The following is a 24169-nucleotide window of genomic DNA, read 5'->3' as shown; positions in this document are numbered from 1 at the left end:
TCTATTGACTATTTGCCCAAAGGGCGCAAAGATATTAATTTTTAAGGCCTTTGCCTAGTAAAATATAGGTACGCTAATATTAATTATGTATATATTTACGAATTAGATTAAAACGCTTAAAATGGAAAACCTTCAAGAAACAACAGAAGTACAAAGTGAGCTAAAATTAGTAGTTAGTGAAGAGATGAGAAGCTACATTTATGAAATAGCAAAATGGGCAAGCTTTTTAGCTATAATTGGCTTTGTATTTACTGGTATCATGATAATAAGCGCCTTTACAGTTGGTGCAGCAATCAATTCTAATCCACAAATGTTAGCTATAGCCACTTCAATGGGTTCATTAGCCAGTATTGTATTTACTGTGTTTTTTTTGGTGATAGCTTTTGCCATCTTTTATCCAAGTTTACTAATGTTTAAATATGCTACAAAAGCAAAACTTGGTGTTTTGTATGGTGAGCAGGCAAGCTTAGATGAGGCAATGAGCAAATTGAAATCCTTGTTTAAATACTGGGGAATTATTACAATTGTATACATCGCACTATATATATTGATGATTATATCTACGATAATGAGTGGAGCAGTAGCTTCTTAGAAAGAGAATTTGATCACAAAAAAAGTCCCTAATTTTATTAGGGACTTTTTTATTATCTAATTTTCTTAAAAAGAAAAATCGTCGCTCTCTGTTTTTGGAGTATGCGTATACTCTGGATTTTCAGAATATTCATATCTTTTTTCTACCACATCCTGATGAGATTTAATATACTCTACAGTTTCGGTTAAGCCTTCAGTAAACTTTTCAAAATCTTCTTTGTATAAAAAGATCTTATGTTTTACAAATACTCCATCCTCTAATCTCTTTTTGCTTTCTGTTAGGGTTAAGTAATAATCGCCTGAACGTGTTGCTTTTACATCAAAAAAATAAGTACGCTTACCAGCTCTTACTTTCTTGCTAAAAACTTCTTCTCTCTCTTTGTTGTCAAAATCTCCCATTGTGTCTCGTAGTATAAGTTTAAGGTTGGGGTAAATATAAAGCAATAATTATTAATTCAAAATAGAAATAACTACATTTTCAATTAACTCAAAAAATAATTTACTTATCAATTGGCTTGTTAGCTATTTTCTTCTTCAAGTAATTGATTGTCGTGCATTTCTGCATAGGCACCATTGTTCTTAAGTAGCTCATCATGTGTGCCTTGCTCAATAATTCTTCCATTATCTAATACAATAATCTTATCTGCATTTTTTATGGTTGATATTCTGTGTGCAATTAATACACTGGTTTTTCCTTTCATTATTTTTCCTAAATTGCTCAGTATTTCTTCTTCTGTTTTGGTGTCAACAGCAGATAGGCAATCATCAAATATTAATATTTTAGGCTCTTTAATTAAAGCTCTGGCTATAGATACACGTTGTTTTTGACCGCCAGAAAGCGTAATTCCTCTTTCGCCTAACATCGTTTCAAATTTTAAATCAAAATCTATAATGTTGTTGTAAACCGCTGCATTTTTAGCAGCCTGCTCAACTTGCCCGTCTTCTACAGCACTTAAACCAAAAGCGATATTATTCTTTATAGTATCAGAAAATAAGAACACCTCTTGTGGTACAAAACCAATTTGGTCACGGTAATTATTAAGATTTAATCCTTTTAATTCTTTTCCATCAATTTCAATTTTTCCTGAATCAACATCATACATCCGCATAATTAAATTGGCTAATGTAGATTTTCCTGAGCCTGTTCTACCAATTATCGCCAAGAATTTTCCTTTTTCTATTTCAAAATTGATATCCTTTATTGCTTCTATTCCGGTATCTGGATAAGTAAAACTTACGTTTTTAAAGCTTATTTTTCCTTCAAATTCTGGTGTCTCAGTATTATTTGATGTAATGTCTGGCGCTAACTGTAAAAACTCATTGATCCTTTTTTGAGAAGCAGCTGCCCTTTGAATTAAAGTGGTAACCCAACCTAACATGGTAACAGGGAACGTTAATTGGTTAACATACACTATAAATTCTGCAATGTTACCAGGAGTTATGGCTCCATCTATTACCTGTTTTCCGCCAATATAAACTGTTAAAATGGTACTTAGCCCCACTAATAATAACATCGATGGGTAGAACAAAGCCTGCACCTTAACTAAACTCATAGCGTTTGTTTTGTAGGCATTGCTTTCCTGAGCAAAAACTGCTTGGGTTTGGTCTTCTCTAACGTATGATTTAATTACTCTAATGCCAGAAAAGCGCTCTTGTACAAAAGAAGATAATTTTGATAATTGCTCTTGTATTTTTTCGCTTTTGTTATTAATTAGCGTATTTACATAATATATAGTAATTACTAAAACAGGTAAGGGAAGTAAGCAGTAAATAGCCAAAGTACTATTCACATCAAACATGAAATAAATAATTAAGCAAAAAAGCACCGCTGTATTTATGGTATACATAATCGCAGGACCAACATACATTCTAACTCTATTTACATCTTCTGTAGCACGATTCATTAAATCGCCAGTATTGTTCCTTCGGTAAAAACCTAGACTTAATTTCTGGTAATGCGCATAAATTTCATTCTTCATATCATATTCAATGTGTCTAGACATTAGAATAATTGTTTGCCGCATAAAGAATAAGAATAACCCTCTGATGAGGTACATGATTAATATTAAGATGCCAAAAAAGAAGAGACTATAACTAAAAATATCATAAATAACTTGCTGACGATTAAATCCGTTAAAAAGTTGATAAATAGCAATGTTCTCAGTTATCAAATTGAAGGCATGACCAACAACTTGAGCAGGTACAACACCAAAAATGTTAGAGATAATTACAAAAATAATCCCAGGGATTATCCACCATTTATATTTATAGAAGTATTTGTTTAAAAAACTTAAATGTTTCATGAGCTGCTAATTTAGCCAAAAGACTTTCTTTTTGGATATAATGTTTAGAAATTAACTACTGGCAACAATTATTTATAAATAATTTTTTAGAGCTGTAGGTTTTAAGATTGCATATCATTAACTTTAGATACCTATAAAATAATATCTATTTATGAAAAACAAATTAACACTCTACAAGGGGAGAGCTATGCTCTTTCCATTCTTACTGTGTCTATTTCTAACACAATCTTGCCGAAAAGAAACTTTATTGCCAAGTAAAGGAGTAAACAACTTAACCATTGCCGAGGCAAAAAGTTATTTTGAGCATAACTTTCAAAACACTGTGAATTTAAAAAAGCAGATGAGCACTAATGGTTCAAGTTCTGCAACTATATCATCAAACCCTATTGATGGTAAACAGCCTATGTGGGATGCGTCTATACTTAAAAAACTGTCTATACAAACTGATGCGGTTTTGGTACCAATGCACAAAGAAGGGTTATACGTTCATATTTCAGAAGATAGGATGGTTAAGTTTGGCTATTTGAACTATATGATGATGTATAAGGACAAACATGACAACATCATCACAGAATGGGTAGAACTAAAACCTTCCGAAAAATGGGTTGATGCCAAATTTTCTAGAAAATATGATGGGAAAATATTTGTTAAAGACTGGGATGGGAAAATAAAGAAGATATATTCTTTTGGAAATACTGAGCCAGCTCGAGTTAGTGGAGCCTTAAACCACAAGTTAAATAAGATTGCTAGTATAAATGGCTCAAAAATGGATACTGGCAATGGAGATATGTTGTGTACCGTTACCACAACTGTTACTATAAAAACAGAGCCAAAAGTTTGCCCATGCCAAGGCCATACCTATGAACAATTTGTTGCTGGATTTTGCCCATGCCCAACACCACCAAGTAAAGGTTATACTAGAACTATTGCGGTGGAAGTTGAATATGATTGTGCATTGCCCCCTGACGGACCTGATGGTCCAACTGGTGGAACAGGTAATAACAATAATGGGTCAGGCTATAGTCCTATAGGGAACCCGGGCGGAGGTGGCCCCAATCCAAACGACTATACCCCGTTAAACTGCAATCCCGACCCAAATTATACCATTCCAACAACTCCGCCCCCACCTGGCATGGAGTACGTGCTGCCCTGTTCTTCAATCGCCATTCCTACAGAGGGAACACCAGATCCCCCGTTAATGCACCAACACCAAAAACAGCAGCACAATTGTTAATCGATTGGTTTAATTCAGATCCCGATGCCCAACTACATCTATCTGCTGCTGAAGCAACATTTTTAAATGATAATCCAACTATAGCAAACGAATTGCTAACCCATTTAAATTCTGAAGAAAGAGAAGTTAAAGAATTTGGGAAATGGGCTGTTGGTTATTTGGATGATAATAGAGATGTTCCTTTCTCAGATTTAACAGAGATGAATAATATTCCAAACTCAACTATTAATTTGCCTAATTTAGATGTTTCGGAATTAAATAACTATCCAAATTTTAAGGCCTTAGTTACAGATTTGCCTAACTTTTTAACCCGATACCCTAACATTTTAAAAGCTCTGACTTATACAACAGGTTTTAGTGAGAAAAAAATAAAGGAATTAATGCAGCCTGGTAAGGGACCTAAAGTAGTTGTCATACATAATCTAAAAGATAATAAAGGGAATGATATAGTTGGCCACTATGATAGCAGAACAAAGACACTACAAATTGATAATGATTTTGTAAATGAGTTAGAAAACAATAAAACCAATTTCAATTACCAAAAATTAGGTTTAATTGTAACCATTGCAACACTTCATGAATTTGTTCATTTTGGAAGAGACATAAATAATTTACCAGTTGAAATGACAAATATAAAAGGAACCATAAAAGAGCCTGGTTGGTATATGGAGGGCCATATTCAACCACCTGGAGCTCCAGGCTATTTAGTGCCTGAAAATGCAAAGGAATGGTTGAGATACTATAGAGTTAAAACTAAAAATTAATTTTATGTTTAAAAATATAATTTACTTGTTGTTGACAATATGCCTATTATCATGTAGACAAGCTGACAATAAAAGGTTAAGTGCAAGTGATACCACAGCTATATTTAACAGTATTCTGGAAAATAAAGTGTTGCTTAAGGAAACGATTAACGCTGATACCCTTTATTTTTTAAAAACGAAGTTTTATAATAAAAGTTGGCCAAGAAAAAGCAAGTACTTTAAAATTGTCTTTCTGGAAGATAGCCCTCGGTCTAGGATGATAAACATTGGGGGGATTAATTATCCCTATGATAAAAGGGAGAGAATAAGTATATATAATTTTGTTAAAATACTAGACACAGTCTCTGTATCATTTGTAGAAAATGGGTCTCAGTTATTTTATTTTTTCAAGCTAACTGAGGAAAATGAAAGATGGAATATAGTAGCAGTTGCTAATGATATTGGTGGAAGAAGAAAAAGTTATGATTTTGAAAAAGATCAATGGTATATAGACTTGAAAAAGAAAGTTGAGCATGAAGAACCAATGTTCCCACCACCTGAGCTAAAAGAAAAATAGAAAATATAATTCCTTGGTCATGTTTTTTTTGGATTGATGTGTGGGTATTACAATAAAATTATGAAAAAAATAATATTGATTGGTATGGTGCTTATAATAGGCATAGGGTGTAAAACAAAATATAAATACCCAAAATTTGATTATAATAACGGCCCCAATCCATGTATTAATGCCTTTAAAGACAAGGTGTTTTTTTCTATACTTCAAGAAAGCTACAAAGGTACAGACGCTATAAAAGAAATCAAAAAGAGAGATGTGGGGAATCCATACGACGGAATTTATGATCCTGTACTTTTTAAAAAGATAGATTCAATAAGAAAAGATTTTGTAAAAAAAATGCCACCAGCATCATTATGTATTGAATGCACAAAAGAACAAAATTTATGGCACAGGCATTACATTTTTATGCTAGTCATGAATTAGATTCCATAGCTAAAGTAGAATTAAAAAAAATCTCTGCTGATTGTTTTAATTAATCAACGTTTAATACATTTTCTCTTTTTTTGTGGTTGGTGTTAACACCAACCACTTTTTAAACCTGTAACTTTTTCCATAAAAAACCTTTCCGTCAAGGATATATTGGAGAAAAAAATAATTACAATTATGAAAAAAATTATTTTAACCATAATTTATTTAATCTGTTTGATGAACTTGGCGTATGCACAAAAGATCAGTGATAATCAAATAAGTTTAGATTTTCAAAAACTAGCAAATCTAAAAGTAGATTTTGAAAAATACAGGAATAATACAATTAAAAAAGACTCTGTTTTGATTCTTTATAAAGATCATATCAATAAAATAAAAAAATCACCTGAAATTTATTTATACTACATAAAGAATTCCTTGAAGACGGATGAACTCAAATTAACTAAAGAACGGCTTCAATATAAATATCCTTTAACTGATGTTAATGATTTAAGTCAATACTTAATAAAATGGATAGATTTTTTTCGAGTGATTAAATATAGTTTATTTAAGAAAAATGATGACTTATTGCCCATAGATTTTAGAGGTTTGCCAGTAGTCGATGAAAATAACTATAAGCCAAAATATGGTCCCAAGCCGTCTGGTCATAAGTTAGCGTTAAGGTATCTTTTAGATAGTGTTGGTTTCAATTCTAAAGAAAAAAAAATGCTTAAGAAAGCCGAAAATCCTGATGTTGTAATGCAGATTAAAGAGTATTTGGATGAAAAAGGATTGAGCCTGGAAAATAAGGGATTTGTAAAATGGGCGCTTAAACAACTTATATTGCCAAACAATAATATTAATTTATTTATGTTGGATGCTATTTATGAACCTAATAGAAACAAAAACTATGTTCCTAGAGATAGAGAGCCTACAAATCAGCATTAGATACACTCCCTTGTGGGTTGGTGTTATCACCAGCCACTTTTTTAATGTTAGTATTCAAAAGGATATTAATTTCTTTGTTAATTATAATAACACCAATTAGGAACGCTAGAAGAATATAAAGTTTTGGTGAAATTTAAAAACAAAGTAAAATAATGGTTTTTTTATCTTAATTTTGCGCCTATCAATTCAACAATCTTGTATGTCTGGTAATAGTTCTATCGTAACTTCTGTTTTAGACCAATTAAGTGCATCTGGCCACAAAAAAGTGGTTTTTTGTAATGACCCCGATACCGGATTAAAAGCCATTATTGCTATTCATGATACCACATTAGGTCCTGCTTTAGGCGGTACACGCATGTTCAATTACAATTCTGAGGCAGAAGCTTTAGAAGATGTGTTGCGCTTATCTAAAGCAATGACTTACAAATCTGCCATTACCGGATTAAATTTAGGTGGTGGTAAAGCTGTAATTATTGGCGATTCAAGGAGGATAAAAACTGAAGCTTTAATGCGTAGTTATGGCCGTTTTATCAAAAATTTAAACGGAGAGTTTATTACTGCAGAAGATATGGGTACTACAACCAAAGACATGGAATATATCCGTATGGAAACGGAGCATGTTACCGGTGTGCCTGAATCTATTGGTGGTGGTGGTAATCCTGCTCCAGTTACTGCAAAAGGAGTTTTTTTAGGAATAAAAGCCTGTGTAAAGGAGGTTTTTGGTACTGATATGCTTGCAGGAAAATCTGTAGTGGTACAAGGAATTGGCAACGTTGGAGAAAACTTAGTTGAGTTGTTAAGACAAGAAAATGTAGAGGTATACATTAGCGATATTAATGAAGAGCGTTTGCATGAAGTTGCACGTAAATATAAGGCGAAACCAATTAGTGCAGATAAAATTTTTACAATGGGTGCAGACATTTATGCACCTTGTGCGCTAGGGGCAACCGTTAATGATAAAACTATTAAAAACATGAAGTTTGCCATCATTGCTGGCTCTGCTAATAATCAACTAGCAGATGAAGAAGTTCATGGTCAGCTATTGTTAGATAAAGGCATTTTGTATGCTCCAGATTATTTAATAAATGCTGGTGGATTGATTAACTGTTATTCTGAATTAACTGGATTTGGCAAAAAACGCACAATGCAATTAACAGAAAATATTTACAATGCCACTCGTGAAGTAATCAAACTATCAAAAGCTGAAAAAATACCTACCAATTTAGCTGCAAGTCGCATTGCAGAAAAAAGAATAAGCGATATAAAGAAAATCAAATCATCATATTAATAAATTTATAAACGGTATAATTTACCAATCGTTCTTACATTCATGTTAAACAGAAGGCACCTAAGAATTAAAGCTTTGCAAAATATTTATGCATGGCACATGACAGAAAAAAAAGATAGCGTAAGCAGTCAAAAAACTTTAATGCAAAGTATTGATAGTGTTTATGAAATGTACATTCGTATGCTTGCCTTATTGGTAGATGTAACTGAATATACCGCAAATGATGCTATCGAAAGAGCTAATAAACATTTGCCAACGGCCGAAGATTTAAATCCAAATCAGAAGTTATTGCACAATAAATTTATTGAAATTTTAAAGCTAAATCCCGAATATACTGCATTAGTTAATAAGTATCAGGTAAATTGGCATTCAGATCCTGAATTGGTAAAATCTATTTTTATCAAGCTAAAGGATACTAAAGAATATGCCGAATATTTAGCGGAAGAAACTGAAACTTTAGAGAGCTCTAAAGACATCATCAAATTTATTTTCCGTAAAGTATTGCTAAAAAATCAAAATATCATCCAGGCTTTTGAAGATAAATTTATCAACTGGTCTGTAGATAGAGAGGTAATGCAAGGCATGATCGCTAAAACATTAAAGAATTTTACCTCAGAAGATCCTTTTAAAAATAAATTAACACCAATTAGTGCAGATTGGACAGAAGATAGCAGATTTGTGAAAGATCTATTTGCATATACCTTAAAAAATGACGGTGCTTATCAGGAGTTAATTGCAGAGCGGACCAAAAATTGGGAATCGGAAAGGATTGCATTAATGGATACGATATTAATGAAAATGGCAATCTGTGAATTGATGAACTTTCCATCTATTCCAGTTAAAGTTACCATTAATGAATATTTAGAATTATCAAAAGATTACAGTACGCCGAAAAGTAATTCATTTATAAACGGTATCTTGGATAAAATTTTAAATGATTTAAAGAGAACAAATAGTATTAAAAAAATAGGCAGAGGCCTAATTGAAGAATAGAAATGAAAAAATTATTGCTCGTAGCATTTACTGTACTTTCTTTTGCGGCTTGCACACAAGATAAGTCTCAAACAATTGAAGATAAAGCTGAAAAAGCAGTACCATCTGTATTATCAGAAGATGCCCCTAAAGTTAAATTTGAAAAAGAAATTTATGATTTCGGGGTAATTGAACAAGGAGAAGTGGTTACATTTGATTTTAAGTTTAAAAATACAGGTAAAACTCCATTAATAATTACAGATGCAACAGCTACCTGTGGTTGTACAGTTCCAGAATTTCCTAAAACTCCAGTAAAACCAGGTGAAGGTGGTATTATTAAAGTAGTGTTTAACAGTGCTGGAAAAATTGGTATGCAAGATAAACAAGTTACATTAGTATCTAATGCTAATCCTGAACCAGAGAAATTGCATTTAGTAGGAGAAATAAAAGAGAAGAAATAAAAAGGTTGATGGCTTATAGCTGATAGTCTCTGGCTATTGTCTATCAACCATCGACTATTAACCAATAAATCAATTTAACAATAACAAACAATAAATATAAAATAATGACATCATCAGTATTATTACAAGCAGCAGGAGGATTTGATTATAAAACACTAATTATGATGGGAGCGATTATGGTCGTATTCTATTTTTTCATGATTAGACCTCAGGTTAAAAAAGCAAAAGAGCATAAAAAATTAGTTGCTGAACTGGGAATAGGAGATAAAATTATTACTACAGCAGGTATTCATGGTAAAATTGTTGGTTCTAACGAAACAACATTTTTAATTGAAGTTGAAGGTGGTACAAAAATTCGCTTTGACAAATCAGCAATATCTTTAGATGCTACTAAAGCTGCTTCAGCTCCGGCACCAGCAACTAAAGCATAGAACCTATTGTTTTTAAAATTTAAGCCATTCTTCCGTAATTTCGGGAGAGTGGCTTTTTTTTGTAATTTTACATTATGCCTTTTATCAGATTAACTAAAGTAGAAAGAAAACGTTTTTTAGTGCTTGTTACTTGCTTAATTTTTGCTATGGCTGCTTGGTTATTTATGGCACTAAATGGTAAATATAAATACACGGCAAAAACAGAGTTGATTTATAAGGACGAACCTCAAAATAAAGCATTTAAGCCTTTACAGCCAAATGCAGTAGATTTGTTGGTAGAAGGAACGGGTTGGCAACTGCTTTTTTCGCGTTTACGCATTAATCCTCAATCAATTACTGTGAGTTTAGAAAAACTGAATAATAGAAGTTTTATTCTTTTTTCTGAGCAGATTGCGCAGATTAATAAACAGCTTGAAACATCACAAAAAATTATTTCAATTAAGCCGGATACCTTATATTTTGACTTCTCTAAACGTACCAATAAACGTGTTCCTATAAAACTAACTTCTAAATTTACCTTTTTAAAACAATACGGAATTTCAAGTCCAGTTCAATTAAAACCAGCTTATGTAAATATTTCTGGACCACAAGAAGAGCTCGCAAAAATAAAAGAATGGTATACGGATACATTAAAACTAGCCGACTTACAAAAAACGACAAATGCGAGGATAGCAATAAAACAAAATAACTCAAATAACATCAGCATTTATCCAAGTAGTGTGGGTGTAAAGGTGCCTGTTGATGAATTTACAGAGAAAACGATTGAAGTTCCTTTAAGGATAATTAATAACATTGATTTCTATGACATTAAGCTTTATCCAAAGAAAATAAAAATTACATTTCTAGTGTCCCTATCAAGCTATCAAGAAGTTGATGAAGATTTTATAGACGCTGTTGTTGATGTAAACGAATGGAAAAAATTAGGCCATCATAAGTTTACAGTTAAAATTAATCGTTTCCCCAACTACTGTAAGTTGATTAAAATAGTCCCTAATAAAATTAATTTTATCATCGAAAAATAATGTTGAAAATTGGAATTACTGGGGGGATAGGGAGTGGGAAAACAACTGTTTGTAAGGTTTTCGAAACTTTAGGTATTCCTGTCTTTTATGCAGATACTGTTGCCAAGCAAATTATGGTTACTGATCAGGTTTTGATAGATGGAATTAAATCAACTTTCGGAAATGATAGTTATCTGCAAAACGGTGAGCTAAACAACAAACATATTGCAGCTATTGTATTCAATAATTTAAAAGAACTTGAAAAGTTAAATGCGCTCGTTCATCCTGCTGTTTTTAGAGCTTTTGATTTGTGGGAAAAAGAAATGCCTTCAACTGTGCCATATACTTTAAAAGAGGCTGCTTTATTGTTTGAGAGTGGCTCTTATAAAATGTGTGATAAAAATATTTTAGTTACAGCTCCTTTAATTACAAAGTTAACGCGGGTAATGCAACGAGATGGCGTTACAGAAGACCAGGTTAAAGCCCGAATGGATAAACAATTTACCGATAAACAAAAGGCTAAAATGGCCGATTACTTTATAGAAAATACAGAAAATAATTCTGTTATTATGCAAGTCTTAGACTTACATCAGCAGTTTTTAAAGCTATAACTGCCCATCTAAAATTATGTTAAACCAAAATGAAATTATAGACGATTTTATCCTTCAAACTAAAATAGGCTTATTTTGTAGTTATGGTAATTTCTATCTAGACCCCAAAGAGCCTATAGTAGATGCTGTAATTTCTCATGCACATGGTGATCATGCGGTAGGAGGCAATTCAAATGTTTACTGCACAAAAGCTACATCAATGTTTATGCAACATCGATACAAAAAGTTTGCGGCTGTTGATTTTCATATTAAAACTTACCATGAAGTTTTTGAGCTAAATGGCATTGAAATTAGTTTTTATCCAGCAGGACATATACTTGGCTCTGCGCTGGTTTTAATGCAGTATAAAGGCATTAAATATCTTTATACTGGAGATTATAAATTGGAGGAGGATTCTACCTGTGAGGCAATTGAATTTGTTAATGCAGATGTATTAATTACAGAAACAACATTTGCAAACCCCGAAACTGAACATCCAAATGCAATTGAAGAAATTAAAAAATTAAATAGTGTAAGTGCTAATATCATGCTAGGCTCTTATGCCCTAGGTAAAAGCCAGCGTTTAATAGCCATGATCAATCAACACTGTATAGAAAAAAGGATATTGCTACACCATAGCATTGTTCCATTTGGTAAAATTTATGAAGAAATGGGTATTTCTTTAGGTAAATATGAAGTGTACGATAGGAAAGTGATGAAAAATAACCAAACGAATATGATTTACATCGTTCCCCCAATGGTTTTTAACAGTTATTTCAAGGCAATTAATGTAGTTAGAGTTTTTGCTACGGGATGGAAACATTTGCAAAATAATAACGAAATTCAACTATATATCTCTGATCACGTAGATTGGAAAGCCATTTTAAAAACCATTGAAATGGTAAAGCCAATGCAAATATGGACAACACACGGGAGTGGAACTCAGTTAAAATCTTATTTCGAATCTAAATTGGTAGTTAAATTGCTTAATTAATGGAAGAAGGGGTTGATTATTATTTCAATGAACAGGGACTAATGGTTTTTACTAGTGCTTATCACCTTAAAAGGGGGCACTGTTGTAAAAATAGATGCAAACATTGTCCGTGGAATTTTGGGAAAACTGATGATCAAAATTCCTCAAAATCATCTATTAACGAATCAGACGCTAAATGGTCCAACTACAAAAAGAAGTAAAAGTTTCAAAATTTGAAAATGTTTATCAACAAACATTAATTAATGTAATGTTCACTTATCACTGGAGTAATCAAAAAGTTAAAGAGCTCATAGAGCCTTTTGCAATTACTCCGCAACAATATAATGTACTTAGAATTTTAAGAGGTCAATATCCGAGTCCTGCAACCGTAAATCTTATCAAAAATAGAATTTTAGATAAAATGAGTGATACCTCTAGGATTGTAGATAGACTAATTCAAAAAGAATACGTTGAGAAAACAATCAATAGCTACGATAAAAGAGCAGTTGATGTTATCATTTCTGAAAAGGGACTCGCGTTGTTAAAAAAAATGGATAAGCAGATTGACTTCTCCACTTTTATTGCTCCAAATTTAACTGATGAAGAAGCAAAACAGTTGAATAGCTTATTAGATAAGATGAGAGGATAATCAGTTAAGATATTAGTGGTGTCCAGCTGCAAAAAAGCCTATTAATGCAACACTTATACCTAATAAAACTGCTAGCATTTTACGTTTATTAATTTTATGGTCTGCATTTGATTCAAAAAGTATTGTTGTAGAAATATGTAAAAATATACCAATTACAATGCCCATTACTTTATTAAAATAGGGTTCCATTCCGCTAATACTGCCATTACTTAAGCTCAAGCTAAAATAGTATCCGGCAGGTGCCATAATTGCGAAAAGTGTAATGTAAAAAACAACACCGCTAACCTTAAAATTGTTCTGAACTAATATGCTTGCTAGCGCAAACGCCGCAGGAATATGATGTAAAGATATGCCAAAGATCAACTCGTTATTTTGATCTTTAGCTAAAGGCATTCCTTCTAAAAAAGCATGTAAACATAAACTGATCATAATTCCCCATGGAAAAACATGACTATCATGATGTTTATGGATGTGACCATGTTCTACACCTTCTGAAAATTGCTCTAAAAATATCTGTAATAAAAACCCTATTAAAATAAAAATCCCAATTTCTTCCTTATCTGTTCCACTATAAGCATCAGGAATTAGATGTAGAACCGTAATTGCAAATAAGTAAGCTCCGCTAAATGAGAGAATCAATTTTAACAATTGAGATTTATCATTTTTAACTAAAAAGATCGCTAATCCTCCAAAAAAGGCACAAAAAAACAGAACAAGAAATTTCCAGATCTCCATTATACTGCAGGTTTTATTTTTGTATATAAATAAAAAGTAAAGAAACCAATACAAGTACCTAGTAAAGCACCGAACATGGTGTCAATTGGGTAATGCACACCAACATAAACTTGTGCAAAAGCAATACTAAATGCCCAAAAAATACCTAATGGTAATATTGGCTTCCATTTAGGATAGAATAAACAGATTAGAAATATCGCAATGGCAAAATGGTTAGTGGCGTGAGTTGATGGGAAGCTGTAACCGCTTCCGCACGGCACCCGATGAATGATATCATTTGCTAAGCTAATATCATTACAAGGTCTAATTCTTCCAATGAAGGGTTTAATTAAGCGAGACGCAATTAGATCACCTACAGCAAAAGTGACTAAAATCATTCCAATTATATAATAACCTTGTTTTTTATAACTTTTAATACAAAAAACAATGATGAATAGATAAAGTGGCGACCAAAAAAAACGGTTTCTCAATAATGGCATCAACCAGTCAAAAAAACCATTACTTAAACCACGGTGGATTCGTACAAATAATTCTACATCAAACTGTTGGATGTCTGCCATTACGCTTTCTTACAAACAAGAATTAAACGATCAGATTTAATTTCATCAAAAGCATCTAGCGCATAATTTCCAAAGGTTTCAGTAATTATAAAGCCACTTTTGGTTAACATCCTCTCAAAATCTGCAAGGAAAAAAGCTTGAACCCGCTCTTCAAAAGCATGTACTTTTAGCTTATGTTCAAAATTGATATGTTTGATGATTTTCCCTTCAGAAACGAATTTATGCAAATGAAACTCAATGCCATCAATAGTTTTAATTTCTTGATTGGTTAAGTTTTTAATAATTTTCTGCGTATTAAAATAATCAATTACTAGCGTTCCATCGTGCTTTAATCCTTTTCTAAAAGCTTTTAAAGCATTAACATGATCTTTCTCTGTATCAAAATAACCAAAGCTGGTAAATAAGTTTAGTGCTATATCAAAATAGTTAATGTAAGATAGCTTACGCATATCATGTACATAAAAATGAAGATTTTTTTGCTCAAACTGTTGTGCATATTTAATGCTCTGCTCAGAAAGGTCTATTCCTGTAACATCATAACCCTTTTTATTTAAATAAATAGCATGGCGCCCGCGTCCGCAAGCGATATCTAAAATTCTGCTATTTGTTTTGGGCCTTAAATAAGAAGAAAGGTTGTCAATCAAAAACTCAGCTTCTTCATCATTACGTTGGCTGTAAAGAACGTGATAATACGGAGAATTAAACCAATATTGAAACCATTTTCGCTGCATCCTGCTAATCTGTTGACTTTTTGTGAGGAACAAATATAGCATTTTGATGTTCAACAGTTATGACTTTTAAATATTAACTTGGTAAAAATCTCATCAAAAATTACCTAGATGTGTGCCTTTTAATGCTACCATTGATTAAAATTTTATATTTTTGAGAAAATTTATAGAACTTGACTTTAATAAAATCTATTTCCGGAATTAGAGGGACCATTGGCGGAAAAGCTGGTGATGGTTTAACCCCAATTGATATTGTAAAATTTACTGCTGCTTATGGCTCTTGGGTAGTAAATAAAACTCAAAATAAAAAAATTGTATTAGGTAGAGATGCTCGTATTTCTGGTGAGATGGTTAATAATTTAGTTATTGGCACCTTACAAGGCTTGGGCATTGAAGTAATTGATTTAGGATTGTCTACTACTCCAACTGTAGAAATTGCAGTGCCTATGGAGCAAGCAGGTGGTGGTATTATTTTAACAGCAAGCCATAATCCTAAACAGTGGAATGCATTAAAATTGCTAAATGAAAAAGGTGAATTTATTAGTGATGCTGATGGTAAGGAAGTTTTAGAAATTGCTGAAGCTGCTGATTTTGCTTTTGCCGATGTAAATGAGCTTGGTAAAGTAGTTAGTAACGACACATACCTGCAAAAACACATTGATGCAATATTGGCATTGCCGTTAGTAGATGTTGAAGTGATTAAAAAGGCAAATTTTAAAATTGCTATTGATTGTGTGAATTCAAGTGGTGGTATTTTTATTCCAGCTTTATTGAAAGCTTTAGGGGTTGAAACCGTTTATGAATTGTATTGTGAACCCAACGGAGAGTTTCCTCATAATCCAGAGCCTTTACCTGAAAATTTAACGGAAATTGCAAAAGTTGTTCAAGCTAAAAGAGCAGATTTAGGAATTGTTGTAGATCCTGATGTTGATAGGCTTTGCTTTGTTAACGAAGATGGAACTATGTTTGGAGAAGAGTATACTTTGGTTGCTGTTGCAGACTATATCCTCAAAAATACTCCTGGAAATGCTGTTTCTAATCTTTCATCAACTCGTGCTTTAAGAGATGTTACAGAAAAAGCAGGCGGACAATACAATGCTGCAGCCGTTGGTGAAGTAAATGTGGTAAACCAAATGAAAGCTACCAATGCAATTATTGGTGGTGAAGGGAATGGTGGTATTATCTATCCAGAACTACATTATGGAAGAGATGCCTTAGTTGGCATTGCTTTATTTTTAACACATTTGGCAAAAGAAGGTACTACAATTTCACGTTTGCGTAGTACTTATCCTGCTTATCATATCTCAAAAAACAAAATAACATTAACACCAGAAATGGATATTGATGCGTTATTAATTAAAGTTCAAGAGAAATATAAAGACGAAAAAACAAGTACAATTGATGGGTTAAAAATTGATTTTGCTAATGAATGGGTACATCTACGCCGTTCTAATACAGAACCAATCATTCGTATTTATAGTGAAGCAGAAAATGAAACTGTAGCAGAAAATTTAGCCAAAAAAATCATTTCGGATATTAAAGAAATATTACAACTTAACTAATCAATAACCTATTGCTATGAAATCACTTTAATCAGTGCAATTTTAGTAATCAGTGTAATCAATTTTAATATGAAAAGAGTTTATTTAGATAATGCAGCAACTACACCTCTAGACCCTAAGGTTATAGCTGAAATGACTGACGTAATGCAGAATTTTTACGGAAATCCTTCTGCAATACATGCCCTTGGTCGTGAAGTTAGAACTTTGGTAGAGAAAGCTAGAAAAACTGTTTCGGGATTGTTAAATGCATCTCCATCAGAAATTTTTTTTACATCTGGTGGTACAGAGGCTGATAATACTGCTATTCGTTGTGGTATCTCTGCATATGGAATTAAACATGCCATTACCTCTAAAATAGAACACCATGCTGTAGAACATACTTTAGGGATGCTTTTAAAAGATGGGATTATAGATAAATTAAGTTTTGTTAATATTGACGAAAAAGGTAATGTAGATTACAATCATTTAGAAGAATTACTACAAACTAACGAACGTAGTTTTGTTTCTTTAATGCATGCTAATAATGAGTTGGGTACCTTAACCGATATGGAAAAGGTAGGTGATATTTGCGAAAAATACAATGCTATTTACCATGCAGATACCGTTCAAACCATGGGGCATTATGCACATGATGTACGTAAACTTAAAGCTCATTTTATTGTGTGTGCTGCACATAAATTGCATGGGCCAAAAGGTGTTGGCTTTTTATATGTAAACAGCAATATTAAAATTCAACCAATGATTTATGGAGGTGCACAAGAACGCAACATGCGAGGTGGTACAGAAAATGTGTATGGTATTGTTGGTTTGGCAAAAGCTTTAGAAATTGCTTATACAGAAATGACTGAACATCAGGACTATATTCAGGGTTTAAAAGATTATTTAAAAGAGCAACTAATTGCAGAAATTCCTGGTATTGCTTTTAATGGTGAAACCGATCCGAATAAAAGCTTGTACACTGTTTTAAATGTATCATTTCCAGAAATGGACATGGCAGATATGTTGTTGTTTAATTTAGATATTAATGGTATTTGCGCCTCGGGCGGAAGTGCTTGTTCATCGGGCTCTAACATTGGCTCACATGTATTAAATGGAATTAAAGCCGATCCAAACCGGCCATCAGTACGTTTTTCTTTTAGTAAATACACCACAAAAGAAGAACTAGATTACGTGTTAGAAAAAGTTAAAATGGTGGTTAAGCAAAATGCGTTAGCTTAATCGTCATTGCGAGGTACTAAGCGACCTCATTTATAATATTGAAGCCTTAGCATTTTTGTTAAGGCTTTTTTGTAAATAAATGTCAGTTCTTCATCGGATAAAGCAGTCCTGCTTTTCATTGCAAGCCCGAAGAAAATCGGGGCTTTACATTTCAATCAGGTTTAAATAACAAAGTTTGTAATTCTTGGCAGCTGCTAGGAGCAAACCTAAATAGTAGCAAAGACTGTGTATGCTAAACCTGACATACGCGAAAATCCTTTTTGTTTATTTCAGATTTCTCCTTACAGTCCAAATGACACAAAACAAAAAGATTGAAGCATTGGCAGGACTACCTTTTGATAGCTTTAGTGTTACAGCTTTTCTAATTATAAAAAACAAAATATTTTGAACATTGTTATTTAAGTACATCAAAAAATTAAATATCATGGAAAATTATAATGAAAAAGACAGTGCCATTAAAAAAGATGCTACTGTAACAGATACTGAGCAAGAAACACCAAGAAATGAAGAGAATGTAGAAAAGAATTCTTCTTCGAAAGTTACTAGTAATTTTCAGAAAAAACATGGCCGTACTAACAATGCATTAGGTGATGGGCATGAGCCAGGAACAATGCCTGGAACGGGAGTATAGTATTCGAAAAAATATTTCATTACATTTAAACCACGATCATATTCGTGGTTTTTTAATTTTCCTTATTATGCAAAGAAGACAGTTTATCCAAAATTCTGCATTGGCAGCTGCAGTTTTAGCTTTTTATAAAAGCGATGCTTTTGCAAGTTCAAATGAATTAAGAGCTTATCAATTTAAAGCTTTAAGAAATGATGTAGGAATTTTTACAGAACAAGGTGGTACCATTGCCTGGTTAAATAGTACAAATGGTTTTGTAGTAGTCGATTCACAATTTCCTACATCTGCACCGCATGTAATTGAAGAATTGAAAAAATTGGGCGAAAAACCATTTAAGTATTTGCTCAATACACATCATCATGGAGATCATACAGCGGGCAATATTGCATTTAAAGGCTTAGCAGAACACGTTGTTGCACATCAAAATGCTTTAGTGAATATGAAGTTGGCAGCAGAAAAAGCTAAAAATGATGATAAGCAGCTTTATCCAGATGTTACTTTTGGTAAAGGTTGGAAAGCACCTGTAGGGAAAGAAAAAATAAGCTCCTATTATTATGGTTCGGGCCATACTAATGGTGATGTAGTTTATCATTTTGAAAATGCAAATATTGTACATGTTGGAGATTTGGTTTTCAATCGTCGTTTTCCGTTTATAGACCAAGCTAATGGTGCGCATATTGGTAATTGGATTACTGCTTTAGATAAAATATACAATCAGTTTGATAAGGATACAATTGTAATTACTGGACATAGTTTAGATCCAGATAAAGTAGTTGGAGATAAAGAAAATGTAAAGGCTTTTAAAAACTATTTAGAAAGCTTATTGGCCTTTGTTAAAGGGGAGATAAAAGCAGGTAAAACTAAAGAAGAAATTTTAAAAGCAACTACAATTCCAGGTGCACCAGAATGGCAAGGAGACGGTATTGGAAGAAGTTTAACAGCCGCTTATACAGAGTTAACTACTGGTTAATTTCTATTAATTTATAGCCGCAGATCAGCAGATTTGTTTTTAAATATAATCTGCAAATCTGCGGCTATCTTTTTTAAAGAAAATGCAATTTATAAACATTCTATATTAAAATTTTCTTAGCTATTTAATTGACAGTTAAAGAATTCCAAAATTCTATAGGGTATATTTGCTGAAACATAAATCCTTATTTCTTATGGATGATTTTTTAGCAGCCCGCTCACAGATGGCCCTCTCATTGGGCTTCCACATTATCTATGCTTGTATCGGAATGGTGATGCCATTTTTCATGGCCATATCACACTACAAATGGCTTAAAACCAATAATGAAGTTTATAAAAACATTACAAAAGCTTGGAGTAAAGGTGTAGCTATCTTTTTTGCTACTGGTGCGGTTTCAGGCACTATGCTTTCATTTGAACTGGGTCTGCTTTGGCCAAAGTTTATGGAACATGCTGGCCCAATTTTCGGAATGCCTTTTTCGCTAGAAGGAACAGCATTTTTTATCGAAGCGATTGCCTTAGGTTTCTTTCTATATGGCTGGAATAAATTGAATAAATGGTTTCATTGGTTTACCGGAGTTGTGGTAGGTGTAAGCGGATTAGCTTCTGGAATTTTGGTAGTTGCTGCAAATGCTTGGATGAATAGTCCAGCTGGATTTGATTTCGTGGATGGAAAATATTTAAACATAGATCCAATTGCAGCTATGTTTAATAAAGCGTGGTTTACGCAAGCTTTACACATGTGTTTGGCAGCCTTTACGGCAACTGGTTTTGCCGTTGCGGGTGTACACGCACTTATGATTTTAAAAAAGCAGAACACCGATTTTCATTATAAAGCATTTAAAATTGCTGCAGTATTTGCTACAATTTGTGCTGTTTTACAACCCATAAGTGGAGATTTATCTGCAAAAGATGTAGCAAAAAGACAACCTGCAAAATTGGCGGCAATGGAGGCTTTGTATGTAACACAAAAACCGGCACCCTTATTAATAGGTGGAATTGTAAACGAAAAAGATAAAAAAGTAAGTCATGCCATTGAAATTCCGGGTGCATTGAGCTTTTTAGCTCATGGTGATTTTAAAGCTGAAGTAACAGGATTAGATAAAATTCCAGAAAATGAACAGCCACCAGTTGCAATTACGCATTACGCTTTTCAGATTATGGTTGGGATTGGTAGTTTATTAGTGCTGATTTCGTTAGGTTATTTTATTTTGTTATTGCGCAAGAAATCTATATTGGAGCGTAAATGGTTGTTGAAACTATTTGTATTGGCCATCCCACTTGGATACATTGCTTTAGAGGCGGGTTGGGTGGTTACAGAGGTTGGTCGCCAACCTTGGATAATTTATGGCGTTATGCGTACCAAAGACGCAGTTACGCCGATGCCTGGAATTGCTTGGTCATTTTATTTGTTCTCTGCAATTTACGCATCATTAAATGTTATTGTCATTTTCTTATTATATCGACAAATTAAGATGGTGCCAATTTTATATAGTCCAGCCCAAGTTTCAACCCAATTCAAAGCAGATTAATATGGATTACGTAATTATAGCCTTTTTATGTTTGGCCATCTTGCTTTACTTTTTACTTGGTGGTGCCGATTTTGGTGCTGGAATTATTGAGCTATTTACCTCTCAAAAAAATAGGAGTAAAACGCGTAAAACAATGAACCAAGCCATTGGTCCAATTTGGGAAGCCAACCACATGTGGTTAATTATAGCCATTGTAATTTTGTTTGTTGCTTTCCCAAAAATATATACTACCATGTCAGTTCATCTACATATTCCATTGGCAATTATGTTAATTGGAATTATTGCTAGGGGGACAGCTTTTGTATTTAGACATTATGATGCGGTAAAAGACCAAATGCAGGAAGTTTACAATAAGATTTTTATTTATTCTAGTTTTATTACTCCTCTTTTCTTGGGCATAATTGCCGGAAGTGTAATTTCAGGTCAAATAGATACACAGGCAAAGGATTTTGCTTCAGCATATGTTTTTAGTTGGTTAAATTGGTTCTCTATTGCAGTAGGTTTATTCACAGTGGCATTGTGTGGTTTTCTGGCTGCTATTTATTTAATAGGTGAAAGTAAAGCTGATGAAGACAAAAAGCGTTTCATTAAAAAAGCTGAGTTTATGAATGTAGCTGCAGTAATTTTTGGAGCAGTGGTTTTTACAGCTGCTTATTTCGAAAATGTACCATTAATGACTTGGGTTTTTGAAAATGAAGTTGGATTAATTGCAGTTGTTTTAGCAAGTTTATCACTTATTTTATTGTGGTATTTACTCTTAAAAGGAAAAACAAAAGTACTGAGGGTTCTAGCCGGTTTTCAAGTAACCATGATTTTAGTAGCAATAAGCTATGCACACTTTCCAAATTTTATTAGGTTAAAAGCTGGGGGCGCTATTTCACTTTATGATAGCATTGCTCCAGTTAAAACGGTAGAGAGTTTAGGTTGGGCATTGGTGCTTGGTAGCTTTTTGATCCTGCCTTTTTTAGGATATTTGTTTTATAAGTTTCAGCAAAAGGAAGAGTAGGGATAACCGCAAAGGGCGCTAAGAACGCAAAGAAAAATTTTTTTTGTCATTCCGACTTTGGAGGAATCTGTTTGAGGAGTTCGATTAATAGATCCTTCGCTTCGCTCTGGATGACAAAATGCTCAATAGACTTGTCATTCCGACTTTGGAGGAATCTGTTTGAAGTGTTCGATAAATAGACCCTTCGCTTCGCTCTGGATGACAAAAACTAACTAAAATTTATACTTTCCAATTTTATCATCTGCTTTTAAATACTCGGCCAAGGCTGCAGAGCCATACCAATTGATAATTTCGGCGTCGAGTAACTTTGCTTTATAGGCAGGGTCAGTGCCTAATAACTCTTTCGCTTCATCAATTGATTTCGTATTTAAGATAAAAATACCACGGTAAGTTTTGTCGTTCTTTCCCAATGGACCAGCTACTACGAGTTTATTTAATTTAACCAATTTGCCTATATTAGCCATATGTCCTGCAAATAAGCTATCAGTTTCTGCTTTGGTGGCAGTAGTATTTGTTCCTGTTTTCAAGATTACTAAAACATACATTTTCATTCCATAATCATCGGCACCATACTGTTTTGCTAGGGCAGCATCGTAATTTGGATTTACTTTTTTGTCTTGTGCATTTACAACAAATCCTATTGATAAGCAGATAAATAAGAACATTAATTTTTTCATGGTATTATGATTTATGAATTAATTTAAATTTTTTTCAGTAAGCCATTTCGCCAATTCAGCTTTAATGGCTTCACCCATTTTTTTCTGGTTAGCAGGATTTTCCAAGAATTCTTTGCTTACACCATTGTCACCTACTTCTAAAAGCACCCTGTATTTGGCAGTATTGATATGTTCATCAAGACTATAGAATGCTTTTTTTCCAGTGCTTTTGCAGGTGTAATCATTTCTGCCAGTTGAACTATCTAATTGAACACCTCTATTTTCTAAATCTGTAACTGCACTAACTGCTGCAATTAACCTTGCTGCTAAGGCTCTGTTTTCTGCTTCATATTCATCCCCATCATGAATAAAACCCCAAATGGCATGGCGTTTTGTGCCACCGTTATTATGAACTGCTATAAAAACAGTTGGATTCTTCTTGTTCGACTCTTGCAACTCGTAAGCATAGCCTGATATTTTGCCATCAATAACTGCAGATGTGTGTTCTATAATTGTGTTGCTCCCTACATTTGGATGATGAAGGTTTGGCTTATTTAAACTCCAAACTTTGTATTCTTTTAAATTTGGTTTTCCAGCTATTGCAGCCTCAATAATGCCATTGCAAACAGCCGCTTCACTAAAGTCTTTTCCAGTATCTGTTTGATGTGATGGTTGCCACACTACAATTGCCTTTGGTTTATTTAAATGGCTAATTGTAAAACTAGAAAGTAAGATTAAGCCAAATACGGATAGCAATAGTTTTTTCATTTGAAATGATTTTGAATAACTAAGATAAAGATTTCAATTTAATAAGGATTTTTTTGAAGCCCCTTTCTTCTGCCATCCTATTTAACTCGCTGTTATTAATTTTATTTTTGCCCAACAGGAACAGTTCCATTCATCCATTCTTTAACTTGTTTGTCAGAGCCAGGAAACATTGCCATTTGTTTTGTCGCAAGGTCAATAACTACAAATGATAAAATATGAAAACCGTCTTTATTAAATTTATTTCCAATATCGTCTTTATCGACTAATGAAAAGTAACCCAAAAGTCTAAGCTTTGCACTAGTCTTTTCGTAGCCACTTGTTACCAATGAACCAACCCAAAATTGTCCGCCATCTTCAAGTTTTACTTTATAGTAGGGTTTGCTTTGATATCCTTTTTCAACTTGAATTACTTCAACATCACAAGCTATTATTTTTCCGTTCCAATTCTTAATGTCATGCTTTGCTTTTTCCAATTGTTTGCTGCCAAAATTAAGAGGGCAAGCATTTTGAGCTTTAATGTCTGTTATAGAAAATAACAATACAACAGTTGTCATTATAATAGTCTTTAAAGTCATTGTCATTTTTTTAAGTTCTGTTTGCCTATTAGTAGTTAATGTAATCGAAGGTTGCCGATAAGTTGC

General features: G+C 33.1%; 29 protein-coding genes. 21 read left to right on the top strand and 8 right to left on the bottom strand.

Annotated elements, in window-relative coordinates:
• Positions 1-121: 121 nt before the first annotated feature.
• Positions 122-592, top strand: coding sequence for a DUF5362 family protein (locus FA048_RS11710; protein ID WP_136841049.1), 471 nt, complete (start codon positions 122-124; stop codon positions 590-592).
• Between the two features lie 65 nt (positions 593-657).
• On the opposite strand, the gene FA048_RS11705 is transcribed toward FA048_RS11710, so the two are convergent.
• Together FA048_RS11705 and FA048_RS11700 are read right to left on the bottom strand one after the other, a co-directional pair.
• Entirely contained in the window at positions 658-990 is a 333-nt protein-coding gene (locus tag FA048_RS11705; RefSeq protein ID WP_136841046.1) for a DUF3276 family protein, read from the bottom strand.
• Between the two features lie 119 nt (positions 991-1109).
• Entirely contained in the window at positions 1110-2894 is a 1785-nt protein-coding gene (locus tag FA048_RS11700) for an ABC transporter ATP-binding protein (protein ID WP_136841044.1), read from the bottom strand.
• Positions 2895-3045: 151 nt separating this feature from the next.
• On the opposite strand from FA048_RS11700, the gene FA048_RS11695 reads away from it, so the two are divergent.
• The 14 genes from FA048_RS11695 to FA048_RS11630 all read left to right on the top strand — a co-directional run bounded on the left by FA048_RS11695 (position 3046) and on the right by FA048_RS11630 (position 13166).
• Entirely contained in the window at positions 3046-4128 is a 1083-nt protein-coding gene (locus tag FA048_RS11695) for a hypothetical protein (RefSeq protein ID WP_136841042.1), read from the top strand.
• Entirely contained in the window at positions 4122-4892 is a 771-nt protein-coding gene (locus FA048_RS11690) for a hypothetical protein (protein WP_136841040.1), read from the top strand. Before FA048_RS11695 ends, FA048_RS11690 begins: the two co-directional genes overlap by 7 nt.
• A 4-nt stretch (positions 4893-4896) precedes the next feature.
• Positions 4897-5448, top strand: a complete 552-nt coding sequence (locus FA048_RS11685; RefSeq protein ID WP_136841038.1) for a hypothetical protein — start codon at positions 4897-4899, stop codon at positions 5446-5448.
• Positions 5449-5508: 60 nt separating this feature from the next.
• Entirely contained in the window at positions 5509-5871 is a 363-nt protein-coding gene (locus tag FA048_RS11680) for a hypothetical protein (RefSeq protein ID WP_136841036.1), read from the top strand.
• 180 nt (positions 5872-6051) lie between these two features.
• Positions 6052-6801, top strand: coding sequence for a hypothetical protein (locus tag FA048_RS11675; protein WP_136841034.1), 750 nt, complete (start codon positions 6052-6054; stop codon positions 6799-6801).
• Between the two features lie 199 nt (positions 6802-7000).
• On the top strand, positions 7001-8089 hold the full coding sequence (locus tag FA048_RS11670; protein WP_136841032.1) for a Glu/Leu/Phe/Val family dehydrogenase: 1089 nt from the start codon (positions 7001-7003) through the stop codon (positions 8087-8089).
• A 42-nt stretch (positions 8090-8131) separates the two neighbouring features.
• The gene (gene nusB / locus FA048_RS11665) at positions 8132-9082 is read left to right on the top strand and encodes a transcription antitermination factor NusB (protein WP_136841030.1); all 951 of its coding nucleotides are present in this window, start codon (positions 8132-8134) and stop codon (positions 9080-9082) included.
• A 2-nt stretch (positions 9083-9084) separates the two neighbouring features.
• Positions 9085-9522 (top strand): DUF1573 domain-containing protein, encoded by a 438-nt coding sequence (locus tag FA048_RS11660; protein WP_136841028.1) that lies wholly within the window; start codon positions 9085-9087, stop codon positions 9520-9522.
• Positions 9523-9626: 104 nt separating this feature from the next.
• Positions 9627-9953, top strand: a complete 327-nt coding sequence (gene yajC / locus FA048_RS11655; protein ID WP_136841025.1) for a preprotein translocase subunit YajC — start codon at positions 9627-9629, stop codon at positions 9951-9953.
• A gap of 74 nt (positions 9954-10027) precedes the next feature.
• Entirely contained in the window at positions 10028-10975 is a 948-nt protein-coding gene (locus FA048_RS11650; RefSeq protein WP_136841023.1) for a YbbR-like domain-containing protein, read from the top strand.
• Entirely contained in the window at positions 10975-11565 is a 591-nt protein-coding gene (gene coaE / locus FA048_RS11645; protein WP_136841021.1) for a dephospho-CoA kinase, read from the top strand. The genes FA048_RS11650 and coaE overlap by 1 nt, the downstream gene beginning before the upstream one ends.
• Before the next feature lie 16 nt (positions 11566-11581).
• Positions 11582-12538 (top strand): MBL fold metallo-hydrolase, encoded by a 957-nt coding sequence (locus tag FA048_RS11640; RefSeq protein ID WP_136841019.1) that lies wholly within the window; start codon positions 11582-11584, stop codon positions 12536-12538.
• Positions 12538-12738 carry a DUF5522 domain-containing protein gene (locus tag FA048_RS11635; protein WP_136841017.1) on the top strand — a complete coding sequence of 67 codons (201 nt, stop codon included), beginning with the start codon at positions 12538-12540 and terminating at the stop codon, positions 12736-12738. The genes FA048_RS11640 and FA048_RS11635 overlap by 1 nt, the downstream gene beginning before the upstream one ends.
• A complete protein-coding gene (locus FA048_RS11630) occupies positions 12714-13166 on the top strand; it encodes a MarR family winged helix-turn-helix transcriptional regulator (protein ID WP_136841016.1) in 453 nt (150 codons plus the stop codon). Before FA048_RS11635 ends, FA048_RS11630 begins: the two co-directional genes overlap by 25 nt.
• Before the next feature lie 12 nt (positions 13167-13178).
• Here FA048_RS11630 and FA048_RS11625 read toward each other — a convergent pair whose 3' ends face one another.
• The 3 genes from FA048_RS11625 to FA048_RS11615 are packed head-to-tail and all read right to left on the bottom strand — an operon-like array spanning position 13179 to position 15192.
• The gene (locus FA048_RS11625; protein WP_136841014.1) at positions 13179-13901 is read right to left on the bottom strand and encodes a ZIP family metal transporter; all 723 of its coding nucleotides are present in this window, start codon (positions 13899-13901) and stop codon (positions 13179-13181) included.
• Positions 13901-14461: a phosphatase PAP2 family protein gene (locus FA048_RS11620; RefSeq protein ID WP_136841011.1), complete on the bottom strand. Its 561-nt coding sequence runs from the start codon at positions 14459-14461 to the stop codon at positions 13901-13903. The genes FA048_RS11625 and FA048_RS11620 overlap by 1 nt, the downstream gene beginning before the upstream one ends.
• Positions 14461-15192, bottom strand: coding sequence for a class I SAM-dependent methyltransferase (locus FA048_RS11615; RefSeq protein WP_136841322.1), 732 nt, complete (start codon positions 15190-15192; stop codon positions 14461-14463). Before FA048_RS11615 ends, FA048_RS11620 begins: the two co-directional genes overlap by 1 nt.
• Positions 15193-15362: 170 nt before the next feature.
• On the opposite strand from FA048_RS11615, the gene glmM reads away from it, so the two are divergent.
• From glmM to FA048_RS11585, 6 genes are all read left to right on the top strand, one after another.
• Complete coding sequence (gene glmM / locus FA048_RS11610) at positions 15363-16751, top strand: phosphoglucosamine mutase (protein WP_136841008.1); 1389 nt, start codon at positions 15363-15365, stop codon at positions 16749-16751.
• Positions 16752-16820: 69 nt separating this feature from the next.
• Entirely contained in the window at positions 16821-17969 is a 1149-nt protein-coding gene (locus tag FA048_RS11605) for a cysteine desulfurase family protein (RefSeq protein ID WP_136841006.1), read from the top strand.
• A 424-nt stretch (positions 17970-18393) separates the two neighbouring features.
• Positions 18394-18600 carry a hypothetical protein gene (locus tag FA048_RS11600; protein WP_136841004.1) on the top strand — a complete coding sequence of 69 codons (207 nt, stop codon included), beginning with the start codon at positions 18394-18396 and terminating at the stop codon, positions 18598-18600.
• Positions 18601-18667: 67 nt separating this feature from the next.
• On the top strand, positions 18668-19567 hold the full coding sequence (locus FA048_RS11595) for an MBL fold metallo-hydrolase (protein ID WP_136841001.1): 900 nt from the start codon (positions 18668-18670) through the stop codon (positions 19565-19567).
• Positions 19568-19760: 193 nt separating this feature from the next.
• Positions 19761-21098 (top strand): cytochrome ubiquinol oxidase subunit I, encoded by a 1338-nt coding sequence (locus FA048_RS11590; RefSeq protein ID WP_136840999.1) that lies wholly within the window; start codon positions 19761-19763, stop codon positions 21096-21098.
• Position 21099: 1 nt separating this feature from the next.
• Positions 21100-22104, top strand: coding sequence for a cytochrome d ubiquinol oxidase subunit II (locus FA048_RS11585; protein ID WP_136840997.1), 1005 nt, complete (start codon positions 21100-21102; stop codon positions 22102-22104).
• Positions 22105-22316: 212 nt separating this feature from the next.
• Here the strand turns inward: FA048_RS11585 and FA048_RS11580 are convergent, their stop codons facing one another.
• The 3 genes from FA048_RS11580 to FA048_RS11570 form a co-directional block, all read right to left on the bottom strand.
• Complete coding sequence (locus FA048_RS11580; RefSeq protein ID WP_136840995.1) at positions 22317-22781, bottom strand: YciI family protein; 465 nt, start codon at positions 22779-22781, stop codon at positions 22317-22319.
• An 18-nt stretch (positions 22782-22799) separates the two neighbouring features.
• Entirely contained in the window at positions 22800-23528 is a 729-nt protein-coding gene (locus FA048_RS11575) for an N-acetylmuramoyl-L-alanine amidase (RefSeq protein WP_136840993.1), read from the bottom strand.
• Between the two features lie 101 nt (positions 23529-23629).
• The gene (locus tag FA048_RS11570) at positions 23630-24103 is read right to left on the bottom strand and encodes a hypothetical protein (protein ID WP_136840991.1); all 474 of its coding nucleotides are present in this window, start codon (positions 24101-24103) and stop codon (positions 23630-23632) included.
• Between the last annotated feature and the right edge of the window lie 66 nt (positions 24104-24169).

This window comes from Pedobacter polaris, from assembly GCF_005116505.1.
Taxonomy (GTDB): domain Bacteria; phylum Bacteroidota; class Bacteroidia; order Sphingobacteriales; family Sphingobacteriaceae; genus Pedobacter; species Pedobacter polaris.
This window is presented reverse-complemented; position numbering and strand designations above follow the sequence as displayed.